This is a genomic window from Bacillus vallismortis (genome assembly GCF_040784915.1).
Taxonomy (GTDB): Bacteria; Bacillota; Bacilli; order Bacillales; family Bacillaceae; genus Bacillus; species Bacillus subtilis_G.
On the sequence record NZ_CP160797.1, the window covers coordinates 1,344,514 to 1,359,912 of the forward strand.

Annotated in this window: 15 protein-coding genes and 1 pseudogene; 13 read left to right on the top strand and 3 right to left on the bottom strand. The window is 43.8% G+C overall.

Annotation, left to right across the window (positions count from 1 at the left end; all coding sequences use genetic code 11):
• Window positions 1-263 precede the first annotated feature (263 nt).
• The 6 genes from ABZM97_RS06740 to ABZM97_RS06765 are packed head-to-tail and all read left to right on the top strand — an operon-like array spanning window position 264 to window position 5,740.
• Window positions 264-1,223: a DMT family transporter gene (locus ABZM97_RS06740; RefSeq protein WP_087990852.1), complete on the top strand. Its 960-nt coding sequence runs from the start codon at window positions 264-266 to the stop codon at window positions 1,221-1,223.
• A gap of 30 nt (window positions 1,224-1,253) precedes the next feature.
• The gene (locus ABZM97_RS06745; RefSeq protein WP_087990853.1) at window positions 1,254-2,255 is read left to right on the top strand and encodes a hypothetical protein; all 1,002 of its coding nucleotides are present in this window, start codon (window positions 1,254-1,256) and stop codon (window positions 2,253-2,255) included.
• A gap of 2 nt (window positions 2,256-2,257) precedes the next feature.
• On the top strand, window positions 2,258-3,067 hold the full coding sequence (locus ABZM97_RS06750; RefSeq protein WP_087990854.1) for an alpha/beta fold hydrolase: 810 nt from the start codon (window positions 2,258-2,260) through the stop codon (window positions 3,065-3,067).
• Window positions 3,068-3,073: 6 nt separating this feature from the next.
• Entirely contained in the window at window positions 3,074-4,183 is a 1,110-nt protein-coding gene (locus ABZM97_RS06755; protein ID WP_087990855.1) for an isocitrate/isopropylmalate dehydrogenase family protein, read from the top strand.
• A gap of 13 nt (window positions 4,184-4,196) precedes the next feature.
• Window positions 4,197-4,871: an RraA family protein gene (locus ABZM97_RS06760; protein WP_087990856.1), complete on the top strand. Its 675-nt coding sequence runs from the start codon at window positions 4,197-4,199 to the stop codon at window positions 4,869-4,871.
• The gene (locus tag ABZM97_RS06765) at window positions 4,868-5,740 is read left to right on the top strand and encodes a DUF6282 family protein (protein ID WP_087990857.1); all 873 of its coding nucleotides are present in this window, start codon (window positions 4,868-4,870) and stop codon (window positions 5,738-5,740) included. Before ABZM97_RS06760 ends, ABZM97_RS06765 begins: the two co-directional genes overlap by 4 nt.
• Window positions 5,741-5,781: 41 nt before the next feature.
• Here the strand turns inward: ABZM97_RS06765 and fetB are convergent, their stop codons facing one another.
• The 3 genes from fetB to ABZM97_RS06780 form a co-directional block, all read right to left on the bottom strand.
• Window positions 5,782-6,534, bottom strand: a complete 753-nt coding sequence (gene fetB / locus ABZM97_RS06770; protein ID WP_087990858.1) for an iron export ABC transporter permease subunit FetB — start codon at window positions 6,532-6,534, stop codon at window positions 5,782-5,784.
• Complete coding sequence (locus tag ABZM97_RS06775; RefSeq protein ID WP_087990859.1) at window positions 6,534-7,286, bottom strand: phosphate ABC transporter ATP-binding protein; 753 nt, start codon at window positions 7,284-7,286, stop codon at window positions 6,534-6,536. Before ABZM97_RS06775 ends, fetB begins: the two co-directional genes overlap by 1 nt.
• 120 nt (window positions 7,287-7,406) lie before the next feature.
• A complete protein-coding gene (locus ABZM97_RS06780) occupies window positions 7,407-8,381 on the bottom strand; it encodes a multidrug resistance efflux transporter family protein (protein ID WP_087990860.1) in 975 nt (324 codons plus the stop codon).
• 130 nt (window positions 8,382-8,511) lie between these two features.
• Between ABZM97_RS06780 and ABZM97_RS06785 the strand changes: the two genes are divergently transcribed.
• From ABZM97_RS06785 to ABZM97_RS06815, 7 genes and pseudogenes are all read left to right on the top strand, one after another.
• Window positions 8,512-9,009: a cupin domain-containing protein gene (locus ABZM97_RS06785; RefSeq protein ID WP_087990861.1), complete on the top strand. Its 498-nt coding sequence runs from the start codon at window positions 8,512-8,514 to the stop codon at window positions 9,007-9,009.
• A 391-nt stretch (window positions 9,010-9,400) separates the two neighbouring features.
• The gene (locus ABZM97_RS06790) at window positions 9,401-9,823 is read left to right on the top strand and encodes a DUF1641 domain-containing protein (RefSeq protein ID WP_087990862.1); all 423 of its coding nucleotides are present in this window, start codon (window positions 9,401-9,403) and stop codon (window positions 9,821-9,823) included.
• A gap of 39 nt (window positions 9,824-9,862) precedes the next feature.
• On the top strand, window positions 9,863-11,041 hold the full coding sequence (locus ABZM97_RS06795) for an NAD(P)/FAD-dependent oxidoreductase (protein ID WP_087990863.1): 1,179 nt from the start codon (window positions 9,863-9,865) through the stop codon (window positions 11,039-11,041).
• Window positions 11,042-11,241: 200 nt separating this feature from the next.
• The gene (gene uxaC / locus ABZM97_RS06800; RefSeq protein ID WP_367387326.1) at window positions 11,242-12,663 is read left to right on the top strand and encodes a glucuronate isomerase; all 1,422 of its coding nucleotides are present in this window, start codon (window positions 11,242-11,244) and stop codon (window positions 12,661-12,663) included.
• 82 nt (window positions 12,664-12,745) lie between these two features.
• Window positions 12,746-14,125, top strand: a complete 1,380-nt coding sequence (locus ABZM97_RS06805) for an MFS transporter (protein ID WP_087990865.1) — start codon at window positions 12,746-12,748, stop codon at window positions 14,123-14,125.
• A 56-nt stretch (window positions 14,126-14,181) separates the two neighbouring features.
• Window positions 14,182-14,256 (top strand): annotated as a pseudogene (locus ABZM97_RS06810) (hypothetical protein); the annotation flags it as partial.
• A gap of 87 nt (window positions 14,257-14,343) precedes the next feature.
• Window positions 14,344-15,345 (top strand): LacI family DNA-binding transcriptional regulator, encoded by a 1,002-nt coding sequence (locus tag ABZM97_RS06815; RefSeq protein ID WP_202328541.1) that lies wholly within the window; start codon window positions 14,344-14,346, stop codon window positions 15,343-15,345.
• Window positions 15,346-15,399: the final 54 nt, after the last annotated feature.

Here is a 15,399-nt window from a genome sequence, read left to right on the forward strand (position 1 = left end):
TAAAATCTCCAAAAAATAAAAGAATTCATTTTTTTTGAAAAATAATAAGGAGAGATGTACACGTTTCCATGATGCGTAAAACCTTGATTTATTAGGGTTTTAATGTGTTTTTTCGTAAGTCTAAAGTTGTTAATTCAAAATTAATAAAAATAAAAATTTTTTGAAAATAACAGTTTACAAATATTACCCTCCTGTGTATATTAGGAAATATCTTACGGAAAGGAGAAAATTGGGAGTATTTCAATAAAAGGAGAGAGGCGAACATGACAACATCCCATTTTAAGAAAGGCGTGCTTTTTTGCCTGATTGCAGGTATTTGTTTTGGAGCGCAATGGCCTGTAGCTGGAAGAGCCCTGAAACATATTGATCCATTCTTTTTTACACTGATACGTTATCTGATTGTGGCAGTCGTACTATCTATCATTCTGTTTTTTACAGAGGGAGCTAAAAGTTTTAAGACGGAAGGGAAACTGGTTCCGATTTGGTTTTATGGGAGTATGGCATTCTGCGCTTATAATTTTCTTGTGTTTTTAGGGCAAAAGATGGCAGGTGATAACGGGGCTATTTTAGGCTCTATATTAATGGCATTGATCCCGATGGTGTCACTGCTTGTTTTATGGGTTTACAAAAAGAACAGACCGGCGAATGTTACATTGCTTTTGGTTGCGGTGTCTTTCATCGGCGTATTGCTGGTTGTGACAAAAGGAGATATTGCTTTCTTTGCAAACAGCAATAAGCAGGCAGTTCCTATTATTTTAATGTCAATCAGCGTGTTAGCTTGGGTTCTTTATACAATTGGAGGCAGCAGCTTTCCAGAATGGTCATCCTTGCGTTACACCGCTTTGAGCTGTATTTACGGAAATGTCACATCCATTGTTGTAATTTCAATATTCGTAATCTTAGGAAAAGTAGAAGTACCTGCTGTCAATCAAGTCATGGAGATCAAATGGGAAATGATGTACATGAGTATTTTTGCAGGTGTTATCGGTGTGTTTGCATGGAATATCGGCAATAAGATACTGACACCGATTAACGGTTCTTTGTTTATGAACTTGGTTCCGATTGTGTCGTTTATGATTTCCATTATCACAGGCTATAAAATGTCGCCTGTTGAAGCGGGTGGAGCCTTCTTAACGATCGGTGCGATTGTGTTAAATAATATTTATCAGAGACGGCGTTCTGTGATGCCTGCGGTGAGGACAAGCAAAAAAGAAGCGGTATAACATCAAATCCAAACAAAAAGGGGTTTTAAGATGAGTATAAAATTAATGGATGTCACGTTAAGAGAATCAGTTCATGTTGAAGGGGCGAAGATCAATTTAGATGCTGCCCGTCAAGTCGTCAGCGGACTTTCAAAAGCGAATGTTGATTTTATCGAAATCGGATATGTGTCTTCGAACGAAGGGATGAATCTGCAAAGCTGCTGTCCGATTGAATACATAGAAGAAATGGCTTGCGCGATAGGTGCGGGGTCAAGCTCACAATTGGTGCTCATGCTGCATCCGGCACAATATCAAGAAGAATTTCTCGAACGGATGAAGCATCCTTCAGTCGGTATGGTCCGTTTATGCATTCCTCTTGCGAAAACGGATGCCAGCCTGCCGGTTATCAAAGAATTGAAAGCACACGGGATTCATGTCAGCGCAAACTTAATCAGGGCAAGTCACGCGAATATCCAAGATATCATCGTATTTACAGAAAAAGTTATAGAGGCGGGAGCCGATTACATTTACTTGGCTGATTCTAACGGAGCCATGATGCCGCCCGCTGTTTCATCTTTATTTACCAAGCTGAAAGAACACTCATCTGTAGAACTCGGTTTTCATCCTCATGACAATTTAGGCCTTGCTTCGGCAAATGCGATTGATGCGATTCAATGCGGTGTTCAGTTGATTGACGGAAGTTTATACGGTTTTGGGAAAGGACCGGGGAACCTGTGCATCGAGACATTTGCAGCGATACTCAATCGCTTAGACCTCAGCAAAAAATATGACATTTGTGAATTAATCCAGTTATCAAGACAAGCCTACTCCCTGTTCATCAATGATACATCAGAGAATTCCTTCTATGACAAAGAGGAAGGGATTTTGTCGGGACTGCATAATTTGAATTTAGATGTACTGGACACGCTCGATAGAATGGCACAATCAAGCGGCCTTAAATTATTGGATCTATTAGTCATTTTAGAAAAGCAGACGTTGGTTAATCGTGCGGAATTTGCGCTGCGAAGCACCGAGCTGAGTCAAGTAGGGTGAGTATGATGATGAACAAAGAAAATGTAAAACGCAGCTGGAAACTAGAGCTAGGAACCGGAGACAGAGTGATTTTGGTTTTGCCAAGAATGGACGCAGACGCATTAAGCCGGGAAGAATGGATGGTGTCACTTGCGCCGTACATGAACGACTATACATTTATCATTCTAGATGTTCCGGAAAAACTGATTCAAGAAAATAAGGAAAAAGATTCATTTACTGTTCCTGAATTGGCTCGGTGGGCACATGATTATGTCAAAAAGAACAACATCACACCTTATATGATTTGGGGCTTTTCTCTCGGCGGGATGATGGCTCAGTATTTAAGCACGTTCAATGAATATGCAGACACTCCTATTTTATTGGTGTCCACCATGCTTTATCCAAATAAAAAATTAAAGGCGGTCTTTTCCACATGGTATATGCTTTGCGACAAATTTGGCGTCAAAGGGCTTCAAGCGGGTCTGGTGCCATGGGTCGTAAAAGAAAGCGAGCTGCCGATATTCCGATTGGAGACAACAGACATAGAAGATGAGGCGATTGCCGTTGCCAAAATGAAAGCCGGTGTGCAAGCCATTATAAACCATAACGGCAAAACATATCATGATCAGATGAAGTCGCCGATTCAAATCATTTTCGGAGAAGAATCGATATTATTAGGGAAAGAAGAGTCCGAATACTTCGAAAAATATATGCCGCAGGCGAACATTCATTTTATCCAAAACAGCGGTATGCGCATGTTTGGTGAAAAACCAGACGAAGTCAAACAAGTAATCGAAAAATTTATTGATTCACATTTTGGAGCAGAGGTGTAAAAACATATGGCAAAAATTACAGCAGCGGTTTTACCAGGAGATGGAATCGGTCCTGAGGTTATCGAATGCAGTTTACCGGTATTTGATCGATTAGGTGTCGATATTGATTTAAAGTTCGGTGATATCGGATGGGAGTTTTGGAAAAAAGAAGGTGACCCAGTTCCGCAAAGAACGTGGGATTTAATTGAAAAAAGTGATGTGACATTATTAGGCGCAATCACCAGCAAACCTCACGCCCAGGGCTTAAAAGAATTAGATCCGTCATTACAAGATCAAAACCTGAAGTATGTCTCGCCTGTCATTCAGCTGCGACAAAAATTAAATTTGTTCGCGAATGTGCGTCCGGCTTATAGTTTAGACCATCAGCAATCTAAGAAGTTTAGAATGACCGTTATTCGCGAAAATACAGAGGGACTTTATGCGGGACTCGACTTTTCACCTATTCCCAAAGACCTGTTTGATTTTATTCAGGCAAACAAGAACGGACTAAATAATTGGCAGCTTGACGGGGAAGATGATGGCGGCGCCGCAATTCGGCTGATTACGAAAAACGGCTTAAGGCGGTTGTTGAAGTTTGCCTTTGAATGGGCGAAAAAATACAACTACCAACGAGTGACGTGGTCAGATAAGCCAAATGTGATGAGACAGTCCGGTCAGTTTGCGTTAACCATTTTAGAAGAAGTGGCGAAGGACTACCCAGAAGTGGATTGGGAGGTCCAAAACGTTGATGCGACAGCGATGTGGATGGTGAAAGATCCGGGACATTTCGGCGTCATTGTCAGTGAAAATCAATTCGGCGACATCCTCTCCGATCTCGGGGCGGGAATCATGGGCGGCTTAGGCCTTGCACCGAGTTCAAACTTCGGGTACGAGAATGCTTATTTTGAACCGGTACACGGCTCAGCCCCAAAACATGCCGGTAAAATGAAAGTGAATCCGATGGCTCAATTTTTAACCATTTCTCTTTTGCTTGAGCATTGCGGATATATGGAAGAAAGCATGCGGATCAAAACCGCTGTCAATAAAGTGTTAAAAGAAGGAAAAACGCTAACGTACGATTTAGGCGGTATCGCAAGCACAAAAGAAACGGCAAATGCCATCATTCAAAACTGCTAGGAGGACCAAATAAGTGGATAATCAACAAATCATAAAAGAATTGAAATCGTTTGATACGCCGACGATTTCTGACGCATTGGACAGTTTACATATAGATGGCGGATTATGCGGTATCGTACCGCGAAACACGTCTGCAAATATTTGCGGAACAGCGTTTACAGTGGAATACAGAGACCCGAACGAAGAGGAACAGCAAGTTGCCAAAGCAGCCGATTTCATTGATGCGGCTGAAGAGGATTCAGTCGTTATTCTTGCTAATAACGGCCGTGCGGATTGTACCGTATGGGGCAACATTTTAACTCAATTGGCTATTCAAAAGAAAATCGCGGGCACTGTAATAGATGGTGCTTGCCGTGATATTGATTATATTCGAGAAACGGAGTACGCCATGTTCAGTAAATCTGTCTATATGAAAACGGGAAAAGGCCGAACGAAAAAAACAGCCCATCAGGTGCCCGTCACGATCAGCGGTACGGTCATTCAGCCGAACGATTTTGTTCGCGCGGACCAAAATGGAGTGATCGTCATTCCCCAAGACGTTGCCGAAGAAGTCATCAAGCGTTCCAGAGCCATTGAAGAAACGGAAGAAAAAATCAAAGAAGCCGTTTCTCGAGGCATACATTTAAAAGAAGCGCGTGAAATGTATAACTATCATCGCCCTTGGGAGAATGAAGTGACAGCCAAATGAAGCTTGAGCGATTTTTAGATCTTCATGTCCACGCATGGCCTGATACGTACAATAGAAGATATACGATTTTTAATCTGGGTGAAGAATTAAAAGCGAACAATGGTGCAGCCGTTATGAAAAGCCATTTGATGGCCACAACGCCGCTTGCGCATGCGGCCCGGGAGATGGGTCTTCCGCTCTTTGGGTCTATTACATTGAACCAGTATAACGGCGGTATCAACCGTGCGGTGGTTGAAGCAGCGATTGCTGCAAACGGCCCGGATCATTCTTCAATGATGATTTGGTTTCCCACTTTGACCATACCGTCAAACAAACCAAAAACAAAACAAACAACATCTCACCCGGTTTTAGCTGAACATACAGTGAAATATGAAAGGGTCAGCGAAAACGGAAAATTGCGTCAAGAAACAAAGGAAGTCATTCAAACAGCATCGGCGTTTAACATTCCATTAGCGACAGGCCACTCCTCAAAAGAAGAAGTGTATATGCTAATTGAAGAAACAGAAAAGCAAAAATGTAAGCTGATGATTACTCACCCGTTTTACCAGTGCACGAATTTTACAATGGCTGAGGTCATCGACATGCTGTCTTCTTCAAAAAACGTCTATGTTGAATTTGCTGTTTTAATGAGCAAAATCGGTTACGATCGGCACGAGGATTTAGTTGAAGTGCTGAAAACATGGGGAACAGATCGCATATGCGTATCGACGGATTTCGGTCAGTTAAAGAATGGGACAGTGACTGAGGCATATACGGAATATGTGACAGAGGTAAAAAAAGCTGCTGAAGCAAACGGATTTGATTTCAATCAAAAAATCGCTGATGAGATTTGTTATTTGAACCCAACTGCTTTTTTAGGCGTGAAATAAAGATGAGCCCTTCCGTTTCGGGAAGGGCTCATCTTTTTCGGTTATCCATTTTCCTTCAGCTGCTGATGCGCTGTGAATAATGACGGGTATGTCAGCACACTTAAGATCACACATGTCAGTGCGGCTGACGCCATCGTTGTAAATACGATTAAGAGCTGAAAGCGTACCGCCTGAATCGGGTCCGCGCCCGCTAAAATCTGCCCGGTCATCATGCCTGGAAGCTGAACAAGCCCCAGCGTTTTCTGGCTTTCCAGCGTCGGGATCATACTCATTTTCATCGCTGAAGTAAGAATACGCTGTATGGATTGCTTCGGTGTGCCCCCAAGAGACAGTATCAATTGTATCTCTTCTTTGCGAACGCCGATTTCTGAGCTAAGCCGGTTTAAAAACAGACTTGCGAGCACCATCGAATTTCCGATGACCATCCCGCTGATCGGAATGACATATCGAGCGGTAAGCGGAATGATGTGAAGAGACAGCAAAATTCCCTGCGTCACAATTTCTACAATCGCTAACGCTGCGAACACTCTCCAAAACGAACCAACTGTATTTTTCTTTCGTTTGATGACATTTTGCGCCGCCACTGCCAGCATTAACAGCACCATCAGCAAAATAAACACAGGGTGGTCTCCGCGGAAAATCAGCGACAGTACATAACCGATGACAAGCAGCTGTACCGCGGCCCGGATCGTGGCGATGATCATGTCTTTTTCAACGCCGGCTTTAAAGGATTTTGATAAAAACAAGGCGATCAAAACAAAGATCATCGTTAAAGAGAGGGAAAGGTAATCCATTACCGGGTGCCTCCCTTCAAAAATTCTTTGGCTGCTTCATGCTGCGGATCGGAGAAAAAGGTTTCGGCTGCTGCGATTTCCAGAAGCCGGCCATCCGCCATAAACCAAATGGTATCGGCAACTCGTTTTGCTTGCTCCATATTATGAGTCACCCACATGACTGTCCATTTTTTCTCTTGATGCTGACGTTTGATCAGTTCTTCAATCTCAAGAGCAGAAACCGGGTCCAAGGCCGATGTGATTTCGTCCAGCAATAGAATAGAGGAAGGATTAGTGAGCGTTCTGGCTAGTGACAGCCGTTGCCGCTGCCCGCCCGATAAATCCTTGGCGCTTCTGTCTAACAGCTCTGGAGGGAGCCCTGTAAGAGAAGCGAGCTCTTCAGGGGAGTACAGCTGGGATTGATGCAGCCTTTGGACCAGACTTAGATTATCTCGCACTGTCCCGTCGAGGACGGGGGCTGATTGAAACGCGAGGGCTGCCGTTCGCCTTAGCTCATTGACATTCCAATGCCTGACTTCCTTTCCGTATATGTTTACTTCGCCGCTATCAGGCGTTCTCATTAAATTGCACATGGACAGGAGGGTGCTTTTGCCTGAACCGGAAGGGCCTAAAACGGCTGCGATGACGCCCTGTTGAATGTCTCCGGTGACATCTTGCAACACATCAGAGGTTTGTCCATCTTGTTCATAGCTTTTTCTAACTGATCTGAAGGAGATGGCTGGCTTGTTTTGTGTTTGATTGTTTGCTTCCATTACAATAATCACCTTTCAGTAAAGTAGGCTGATACTATATGTAAATATAACGTGAAACAGATATCTTTTGGGGTAGCAATAATAAAAGAGAACAGGTTTTCACCCATTCTCCGGCAGATGCTACGCGGTCAGATTTGACTGTGTTTTCTTTTTCAGTTTTCCCGGTTGTGAAGCAAAGGTGTGCAATACCATCCCCGCCATAATAATGAATAAACCGGCAAATGATAATAGGGATGGGAAAACGCCTGACAGCAGAACAATTTCACCAAGCAGCGCGAAAATCACTTCACCGGATTGGGTTGCTTCAACGGCCGCGAGCTTTTGCGGATTGTTTCTTACCATATCAGTTGCCCAGAAAAATAAAACGGTGGCAATGACGCCTGAGCTGACGGCCACGATGAAGGATTGAACGGTTTGCCCCGCTGTCGGAAGGCCGTCTGACCACCAGCCGTAAGCTGCTGCTATAAGCCAGAACGGAAGGCTAGCCAAGGTCATTCCCAGCACACGCTGAAATGTATCAAGCCGGCCTCCGTATTCCTCGAGCATCCTCCGGTTCCCTAACGGATAGGCAAAAGCCGCAATGACAACCGGCAGCACACTGAAAAGCAGTGTCTTCCCAGAAAGCGATTCTGCATGCTGAAGCTGAATGAGCGCCGCTCCGATCAGAATGATCACGGACGTGCCAAGTGAAACAAGGGGAATCTTTTGCCGAACGAGCTGCGGGCCTCCCGGCATATCTTTTTTGACATAAAAAAGTGGAGATAGGAGCACACCGGCTACAATGGTGATTTGCCAAGTTCCGGCTACAAGCCACCCGGGACCGTATGCGGCCGCAAATGTGATCGGCGCGTAAAAAAGCACGAAGCCGACAAAGCTCCATTTGATCCAAAAAAACGGCTTTTTCCGCATTTCTTGTAAGAGAGGGGCGAATGTCCCTCTTATGATGACAATCAAACATAAAAACGGCACCATAAAAATAAAGCGCAGCGAAGAGCTCCAAAGCCAGCTGCCTCCGGATAATTCCATCGCTCTGTTTAAAATAAAGGTAACGGCGAAAAAGAGTGAAGCCAATATTCCGATAACGATTGCTTTCATGATATCCCTCATTCTGGCATTATTTTTTATACTATACTATTCGGTATCGCCCAGATCAATGGATTCGTGAGAAAACAAACATGTTTTACAAACCGCTATGTGTGGAAGACAAAAAATGGAGGTGGCATTGATGGAAGCAGAGACACAGACGTATTTCTTTCAGGATGACGGCAGGATTCCGAATCACCCTGATTTTCCGCTTATTGTGTATCAAAACGCACTCAAGGACACCGGTCGGGCAGAGCAGATGGTCAATCGGCATGGCTGGTCAAACAGCTGGTCAGGGAGTGTTTTTCCATACCATCACTATCACAGCAATACGCATGAAGTCCTGATTGCAGTCCGGGGAGAGGCTGTGATTCAATTTGGGGGAGAAAAAGGGGCCGCCATTCCTATCAAATCGGGCGACGCAGTCGTGATTCCAGCCGGAGTCGGCCATAAAAAGCTAAGCGCAAGCTCCGATTTTACCGTCATTGGCGCTTATCCGGGAGGCGTTCAGTATGATATGAAGACGGGAGAGCCAAGTGAAAGAGAGGAAGCGATGAAACAGATCAAGCAGGTGTCATTGCCGGAGAACGACCCGATCACAGGAAAAAAAGCGCCTCTTTTAAAAATATGGGTAAAGTGAAGGGGAGAAAATTGCCGGATTGTCAATAACTAGTGCCGCAGAAACGTTATGACACGGGCTCCATCTAAATTAATTTCATAATCGAAGCAATTCACGTTCAAATTTTGTTCAAAAAGTGTTATCATATAGAAGGTAATCGAATTGGAGTTTTTTGTGTTTGCTATTTTCAGAGAGAGTAAAGGATTTTTGACTTATTCAATTGTTTATTTTTGAGATAAAAATAATACTGAATATGGCAAGATGAAAAACTGGGTAGTAAACATTTATTTTTGTAAATGATTGTGCATGAATTCACAATCCTTATTCTTATGCTTTCAAGTATGAGATCAGGGAGAGGCACTACCCTTTCCAAAAAAATCTGCAAACTGCTTATAGTAAAGGAGAATTGGATATGCCAGAAACAATCGATCAAACAAATGCGTCTGTCAGCCAAAGCCAGCAAGATCTTATTGATCAGCTGTTAAAGCCAGAAGTTCAAGAATCACTGACTGTTTTAGTTGACCAGCTTCCAAAGCTGACTGAGTTAGTGAATATTTTAACGAAGTCTTATGATTTCGCTCAGTCTGTAGCAACTGACGAAGTGTTAAAAAGCGACACTGTCAGTGCGATCACTGAAATGCTTGAGCCTGTAAAAGAAACAGCGAAAGAAGTGGCTGCGACTGCAATCGAAGCGAAAGACCGCGCTGATGCAAGCAGTGAAACGATTGGTCTATTCGGCCTGTTACGCATGCTGAAAGATCCTCAAGCTCAAAAGCTGTTCCGTTTTGCTAACAGCTACCTTGAAGTCATGAACGAACGCGAAAACCAAAAATAATCTCAGATTCAAATTGATATAAAGGACGGAGGATATACGATGTCAAAACATATTGTCATTCTAGGCGCTGGTTATGGCGGAGTTCTTTCTGCTCTAACAGTTCGCAAACATTACACAAAAGAACAAGCAAAAGTGACAGTGGTAAACAAATACCCAACTCACCAAATCATTACGGAATTACACCGTCTTGCAGCAGGCAACGTGTCTGAAAAAGCGATTGCAATGCCATTAGAAAAACTTTTCAAAGGTAAAGACATTGACCTTAAAATTGCGGAAGTAAGCTCTTTCTCTGTTGATAAAAAAGAAGTAGCGCTTGCTGACGGTTCTGCATTATCTTACGATGCGCTTGTTGTAGGTCTTGGTTCTGTAACAGCTTACTTCGGCATCCCGGGTCTTGAAGAAAACAGCATGGTATTGAAATCTGCTGCCGATGCGAACAAAGTCTTCCAGCATGTTGAAGATCGTGTGCGCGAGTACGCTCAAACGAAAAACGAAGCTGATGCAACAATCCTTATCGGCGGAGGCGGCTTAACAGGTGTTGAGCTTGTCGGTGAGCTTGCTGACATCATGCCGAACCTTACGAAAAAATACGGCGTAGACCATAAAGAAATCAAATTGAAACTGGTTGAAGCAGGTCCGAAAATCCTTCCTGTTCTTCCGGATGATCTGATCGAACGCGCGACTGCGAGCCTTGAAAAACGCGGCGTTGAGTTCTTAACAGGTCTTCCTGTTACAAATGTGGAAGGTAACGTGATTGATCTGAAAGACGGATCTAAAGTTGTTGCCAACACATTTGTTTGGACTGGCGGCGTACAAGGCAACCCATTAGTCGGTGAATCAGGTCTTGAAGTGAACCGCGGACGCGCGACAGTAAATGACTTCCTGCAATCTACATCTCATGAAGATGTATTCGTTGCCGGAGACAGCGCAGTTTACTTCGCTCCAGACGGCCGTCCATACCCGCCGACTGCACAAATCGCATGGCAAATGGGTGAGCTGATCGGTTACAACCTATTCGCTTACTTAGAAGGCAAAACGCTTGAAACATTCAATCCAGTAAACTCTGGTACACTTGCAAGCCTTGGACGCAAAGACGCGGTTGCCATCATTGGTGAAAATTCTACACCGCTTAAAGGTCTTCCTGCTTCCTTGATGAAAGAAGCAAGTAACGTACGCTACTTAACACATATTAAAGGACTTTTCAGTCTGGCTTACTAATCTTATCTTAAAGAATCGACATTGCAGGAAGCGTTCCTCACGGAGTGTTTTCCGGCGATGTCTTTTTTTTCACTTGTTTGCTAACGTTAACATTTCATTTTCAAAAAAGAGATTGATCGCAGAGGAATATAAAGGTAAAATAAAGCTAAATCAAAATGTTCACGTTAACATTTTGAAATCGAATGAAAGACGGTGAGGACATGGAACCCTTTATGGGCGACAATTTTTTGCTGAAAAATGAAACCGCTGTCAGCCTCTATCACAATTATGCGAAAGACATGCCGATTATTGATTACCACTGCCACTTAAGCCCGAAAGAAATCTATGAAAATAAGACATTTCAAAACATAACGGAAGCCTGGCTGTATGGAGACCATTACAAATGGCGCGTCATGAGAGCCAATGGAATTGATGAGACATACATTACCGGCGATGCGTCTGATGAGGAGAAATTTACGGCTTGGGCGAAAACTGTGCCGATGGCGATCGGCAATCCGCTCTACAATTGGGCTCACTTAGAACTGCAGCGCTTTTTTGGGATTTATGAGATTTTTAATGAGCAATCCGCGCCGGCTATATGGAAACGGACGAATGAACTGCTCCAAGGAGAGGGCTTCGGGGCAAGGGATTTGATCGTGAAATCAAATGTAAAGGTCGTTTGCACAACTGATGACCCTGTCGATTCTCTTGAATACCATCTATTATTAAAAGAAGACAAAGATTTTCCTGTCAGCGTACTGCCGGGATTTCGTCCGGATAAGGGACTTGAGATCAATCGTGAAGGCTTTCCTGATTGGGTGAAGGCGCTTGAAGATGCCGCAGCCATATCGATTACAACCTACGGTGAATTTCTAAAGGCATTGGAAAAACGCGTGCGATTCTTCCACTCAGCCGGCGGCAGAGTGTCTGATCACGCGATAGATTCGATGGTATTTGCCGAAACGACAAAAGAGGAAGCGGGGCGGATTTTTTCTGACAGATTACAAGGGACAGAGGTTTCTTATGAAGATGAGAAAAAATTTAAGACGTATACGCTTCAGTTTCTTTGCGGTTTGTATGCGGAGCTCGATTGGGCAATGCAGTTTCATATCAACGCTTTAAGAAACACGAATACAAAAATGATGAAGAGGCTCGGACCCGACACAGGCTATGATTCTATGAATGATGAATTAATCGCTAAGCCTTTGTATAAGCTGCTGAACTCAGTTGAAATGAAGCACCAGCTGCCTAAAACGATTTTATATTCACTTAATCCAAACGATAACTATGTTATCGCCAGCATGATCAACAGTTTTCAGGACGGCATCACCCCCGGGAAAATACAATTCGGCACAGCCTGGTGGTTTAACGACACAAAAGACGGGATGCTCGATCAAATGAAAGCGTTGTCAAATGTCGGCCTTTTCAGCCGTTTTATCGGCATGCTCACAGATTCCAGAAGCTTTCTTTCCTATACGCGCCACGAATATTTCAGGCGGATCGTCTGCAACTTGATCGGTGAATGGGTGGAAAACGGTGAAGTGCCGCATGATATGAAGCTTTTGGGAAGCATTGTTCAGGGAATTTGCTATGACAATGCGAAACACTACTTTCAATTTCAAGAAGAGAAAGCAAACGTGTAACCAAATGTCCGCTCAGCACCGTGATCATGCGTCGTCCTGAGCGGACCACTACCCGAAAATTTTTATGATGCAGAGGTGGAAGATGCGAACTGAACTGGCAAATAAGGTTGTGTCGATTGAAACGGAGAAAAGGCTTTCGTTGAAAGAAAAAATTTCCTATGGATTTGGTGATTTTGGCAACGGTTTTATGTTTGATCTCGGCCAGATTTATTTATTGAAGTACTTTACTGATGTAGCGGGAATCCCGGCTGCGATGGCCGGCGGCATTTTTTTAGTCAGCAAGCTGTTTGCGGCGATAACCGATCCGATTGTCGGCTCATCAATTGATTATCGCAAACATATCGGCAAACGGGGGAAATTCAGGCCTTATCTATTAATCGGCAGCATCGTGCTTGCGCTGCTTACTGTTCTTATTTTTCTGTCTCCCAATGTATCAACGACTGGAAAACTGATTTATGCATATGCATCCTATATGATTTGGGGCATCGGCTATTCGTTTGTGAACATTCCGTACGGCTCATTAGGAGCAGCGATGACTCAAAATTCTGAGGATCGGACCTCCATTTCGACTTTCCGCCAAATCGGATCGCTTGGAGCCTTGTTTATCACAAGTGTGGCCGTGATGCCGCTGCTCGTCAAGTTTGATAATCCGAAGGTCGGCTACCCGGTGGTCATGGGCTTATTCGCCGCACTCGGTGTACTTTGGTTTTATATTTGCTACCGCAACTGCAAAGAGCGCATTGTCATATCGGAGGCGCCAAAAGAAAAATTAACACTCTCATCTGTCGTCAAAACATTTATCACAAACAAACCGCTCTTAACTCTGGTCCTGATGACGATTTTTTCAATTTCCGCATACAACATTAAATCCGCCATGCTCATCTATTTCGCACAATATAATCTGGGCAATGTTGAACTGATGGCTTATATGAATTTTATAATTATCGGTTCTTCCTTTTTGGGCGTCGTATTCCTGCCAAAGCTCGTCAAGATATTTGGTAAGAAACGAACGGCAATGATCGGCTTCGGCATCAGTGTGGCCGCGGATCTGATCAACTTTATGCTTCCATCAAACGTTTATATGTTTACGATTCTCGCCAGCATCGCCTTTATCGGAATCAGTATCCCAAATGGCATCACGTGGGCGCTTGTCTCCGATATTATTGACTATGGCGAATGGAAATCCGGGGAACGGAAAGAAGCTACAACATATTCACTATTTAATTTCTCCAGAAAGCTTGCTCAGTCATTGTCGGGTTTTCTCTCAGGCATCGGTTTGGGGATTATCGGCTATGTGCCGAATGCTGTCCAGTCAGCACAGGCGCTGATCGGCATCAAAGCGCTGCTGCTTCTGTATCCGGCCATTGCTTTGGCATTAGCGATGATCATTATCGGCTTTCTCTATAAACTCACAGACCAGCAGCATGCACAGATCGTTCAGGATCTTCATCTAAAGAGATGAAGAATCGGATGCTTTGTCAGTGTTCTTTGTTTATTGGACAGGATGCTATCTGTCGGGCTGTCATTCGTTTTGTCCGTCCGATCATCGGAAAACCGGTAGGAACAGAAGCTGAGAATCCGGTGTCTTATTAATCTGGAAATATAGTGGGAGAGACGGTATGTTTGATGATACAATATACAGTAAATAATCGCAGCCGGTATGATAAGGAAGGGAATTAGATGGTAACCATAAAAGATATCGCAAAACTCGCAAACGTATCCCACACAACCGTTTCAAGAGCACTCAACAACAGCCCTTACATCAAAGAACATACGAAGAAAAAAATACTGGAGCTCGCAGCACAGCTCAACTATACGCCGAATGTAAACGCGAAGAGCTTGGCGATGCAAAAGTCACATACAATCGGGCTTTTCTTTACAAGCATCACAAACGGAACCTCACACAGCTTCTTTGCTGATACAATCAAAGGCGTCAATCGAGCCATTAGTGAGAATTACAATCTGTATGTGCGCGGCATTGATGATCTAAAAAACTATGACTCCGTTACGCCGATGAGATATGACGGTATCATTTTAATGAGCCAAAGTGACATTGATAATTCTTTTATTTATCATATTCGGGAAAAAAATATCCCGCTCGTCGTGCTGAATCGCGATATTGATGATCGAGGCATCACGAATATTTTGTCTAATGACAAGGAAGGCTCTCAGGAAGCTGTAGAATACTTCATTAAGAACGGACATCAAGACATCGCCATCATCGAGGGGATCGAAGGCTTTAAATCCTCCCAGCAGCGAAAGGAGGGCTACTTAGCCGCACTGATTCATCACCATATTCCGATCAAACATGAATACAGTGTCAAAGGGCAATACGATATGGAAAGCGGCTTTCAAGCGATGAAACGGCTGCTGGCGCTGCCGAATCCTCCAACCGCTGTCTTTTGTTCGAATGATGATATGGCAATCGGAGCGATGAATGCGATATTCGCAAAGGGCCTGCGTGTTCCTGACGATATTTCCGTAATCGGATTTGATGATATTGGGTTTTCGCAATACATTACGCCAAGGCTTTCGACAGTGAAGCGTCCGGTTGAGAAAATCAGCGTGCTTGGCGCGCAAAAACTGTTGTCGCTGATCAGCGAGCCGGAAACAAAAGCAGAAAAAATCTTTGAAAATACAGAATTCATGGTGCGTGATTCTGTTAGACAATGGACCACGTGATGCCCCCGTTTTTCAGCGGGCATTCTTTATACTGAAAAATGTTAACGTGTGCAT

Bases quoted from the DNA above. Each gene is read 5' to 3' on its own strand.
- ABZM97_RS06740 (WP_087990852.1), top strand. From the start codon at position 264: ATGACAACATCCCATTTTAAGAAAGGCGTGCTTTTTTGCCTGATTGCA.
- ABZM97_RS06745 (WP_087990853.1), top strand. From the start codon at position 1,254: ATGAGTATAAAATTAATGGATGTCACGTTAAGAGAATCAGTTCATGTT.
- ABZM97_RS06750 (WP_087990854.1), top strand. From the start codon at position 2,258: ATGATGATGAACAAAGAAAATGTAAAACGCAGCTGGAAACTAGAGCTA.
- ABZM97_RS06755 (WP_087990855.1), top strand. From the start codon at position 3,074: ATGGCAAAAATTACAGCAGCGGTTTTACCAGGAGATGGAATCGGTCCT.
- ABZM97_RS06765 (WP_087990857.1), top strand. From the start codon at position 4,868: ATGAAGCTTGAGCGATTTTTAGATCTTCATGTCCACGCATGGCCTGAT.
- fetB (WP_087990858.1), bottom strand. From the start codon at position 6,534: ATGGATTACCTTTCCCTCTCTTTAACGATGATCTTTGTTTTGATCGCC.
- ABZM97_RS06775 (WP_087990859.1), bottom strand. From the start codon at position 7,286: ATGGAAGCAAACAATCAAACACAAAACAAGCCAGCCATCTCCTTCAGA.
- ABZM97_RS06780 (WP_087990860.1), bottom strand. From the start codon at position 8,381: ATGAAAGCAATCGTTATCGGAATATTGGCTTCACTCTTTTTCGCCGTT.
- ABZM97_RS06785 (WP_087990861.1), top strand. From the start codon at position 8,512: ATGGAAGCAGAGACACAGACGTATTTCTTTCAGGATGACGGCAGGATT.
- ABZM97_RS06790 (WP_087990862.1), top strand. From the start codon at position 9,401: ATGCCAGAAACAATCGATCAAACAAATGCGTCTGTCAGCCAAAGCCAG.
- ABZM97_RS06795 (WP_087990863.1), top strand. From the start codon at position 9,863: ATGTCAAAACATATTGTCATTCTAGGCGCTGGTTATGGCGGAGTTCTT.
- uxaC (WP_367387326.1), top strand. From the start codon at position 11,242: ATGGAACCCTTTATGGGCGACAATTTTTTGCTGAAAAATGAAACCGCT.
- ABZM97_RS06805 (WP_087990865.1), top strand. From the start codon at position 12,746: ATGCGAACTGAACTGGCAAATAAGGTTGTGTCGATTGAAACGGAGAAA.
- ABZM97_RS06815 (WP_202328541.1), top strand. From the start codon at position 14,344: ATGGTAACCATAAAAGATATCGCAAAACTCGCAAACGTATCCCACACA.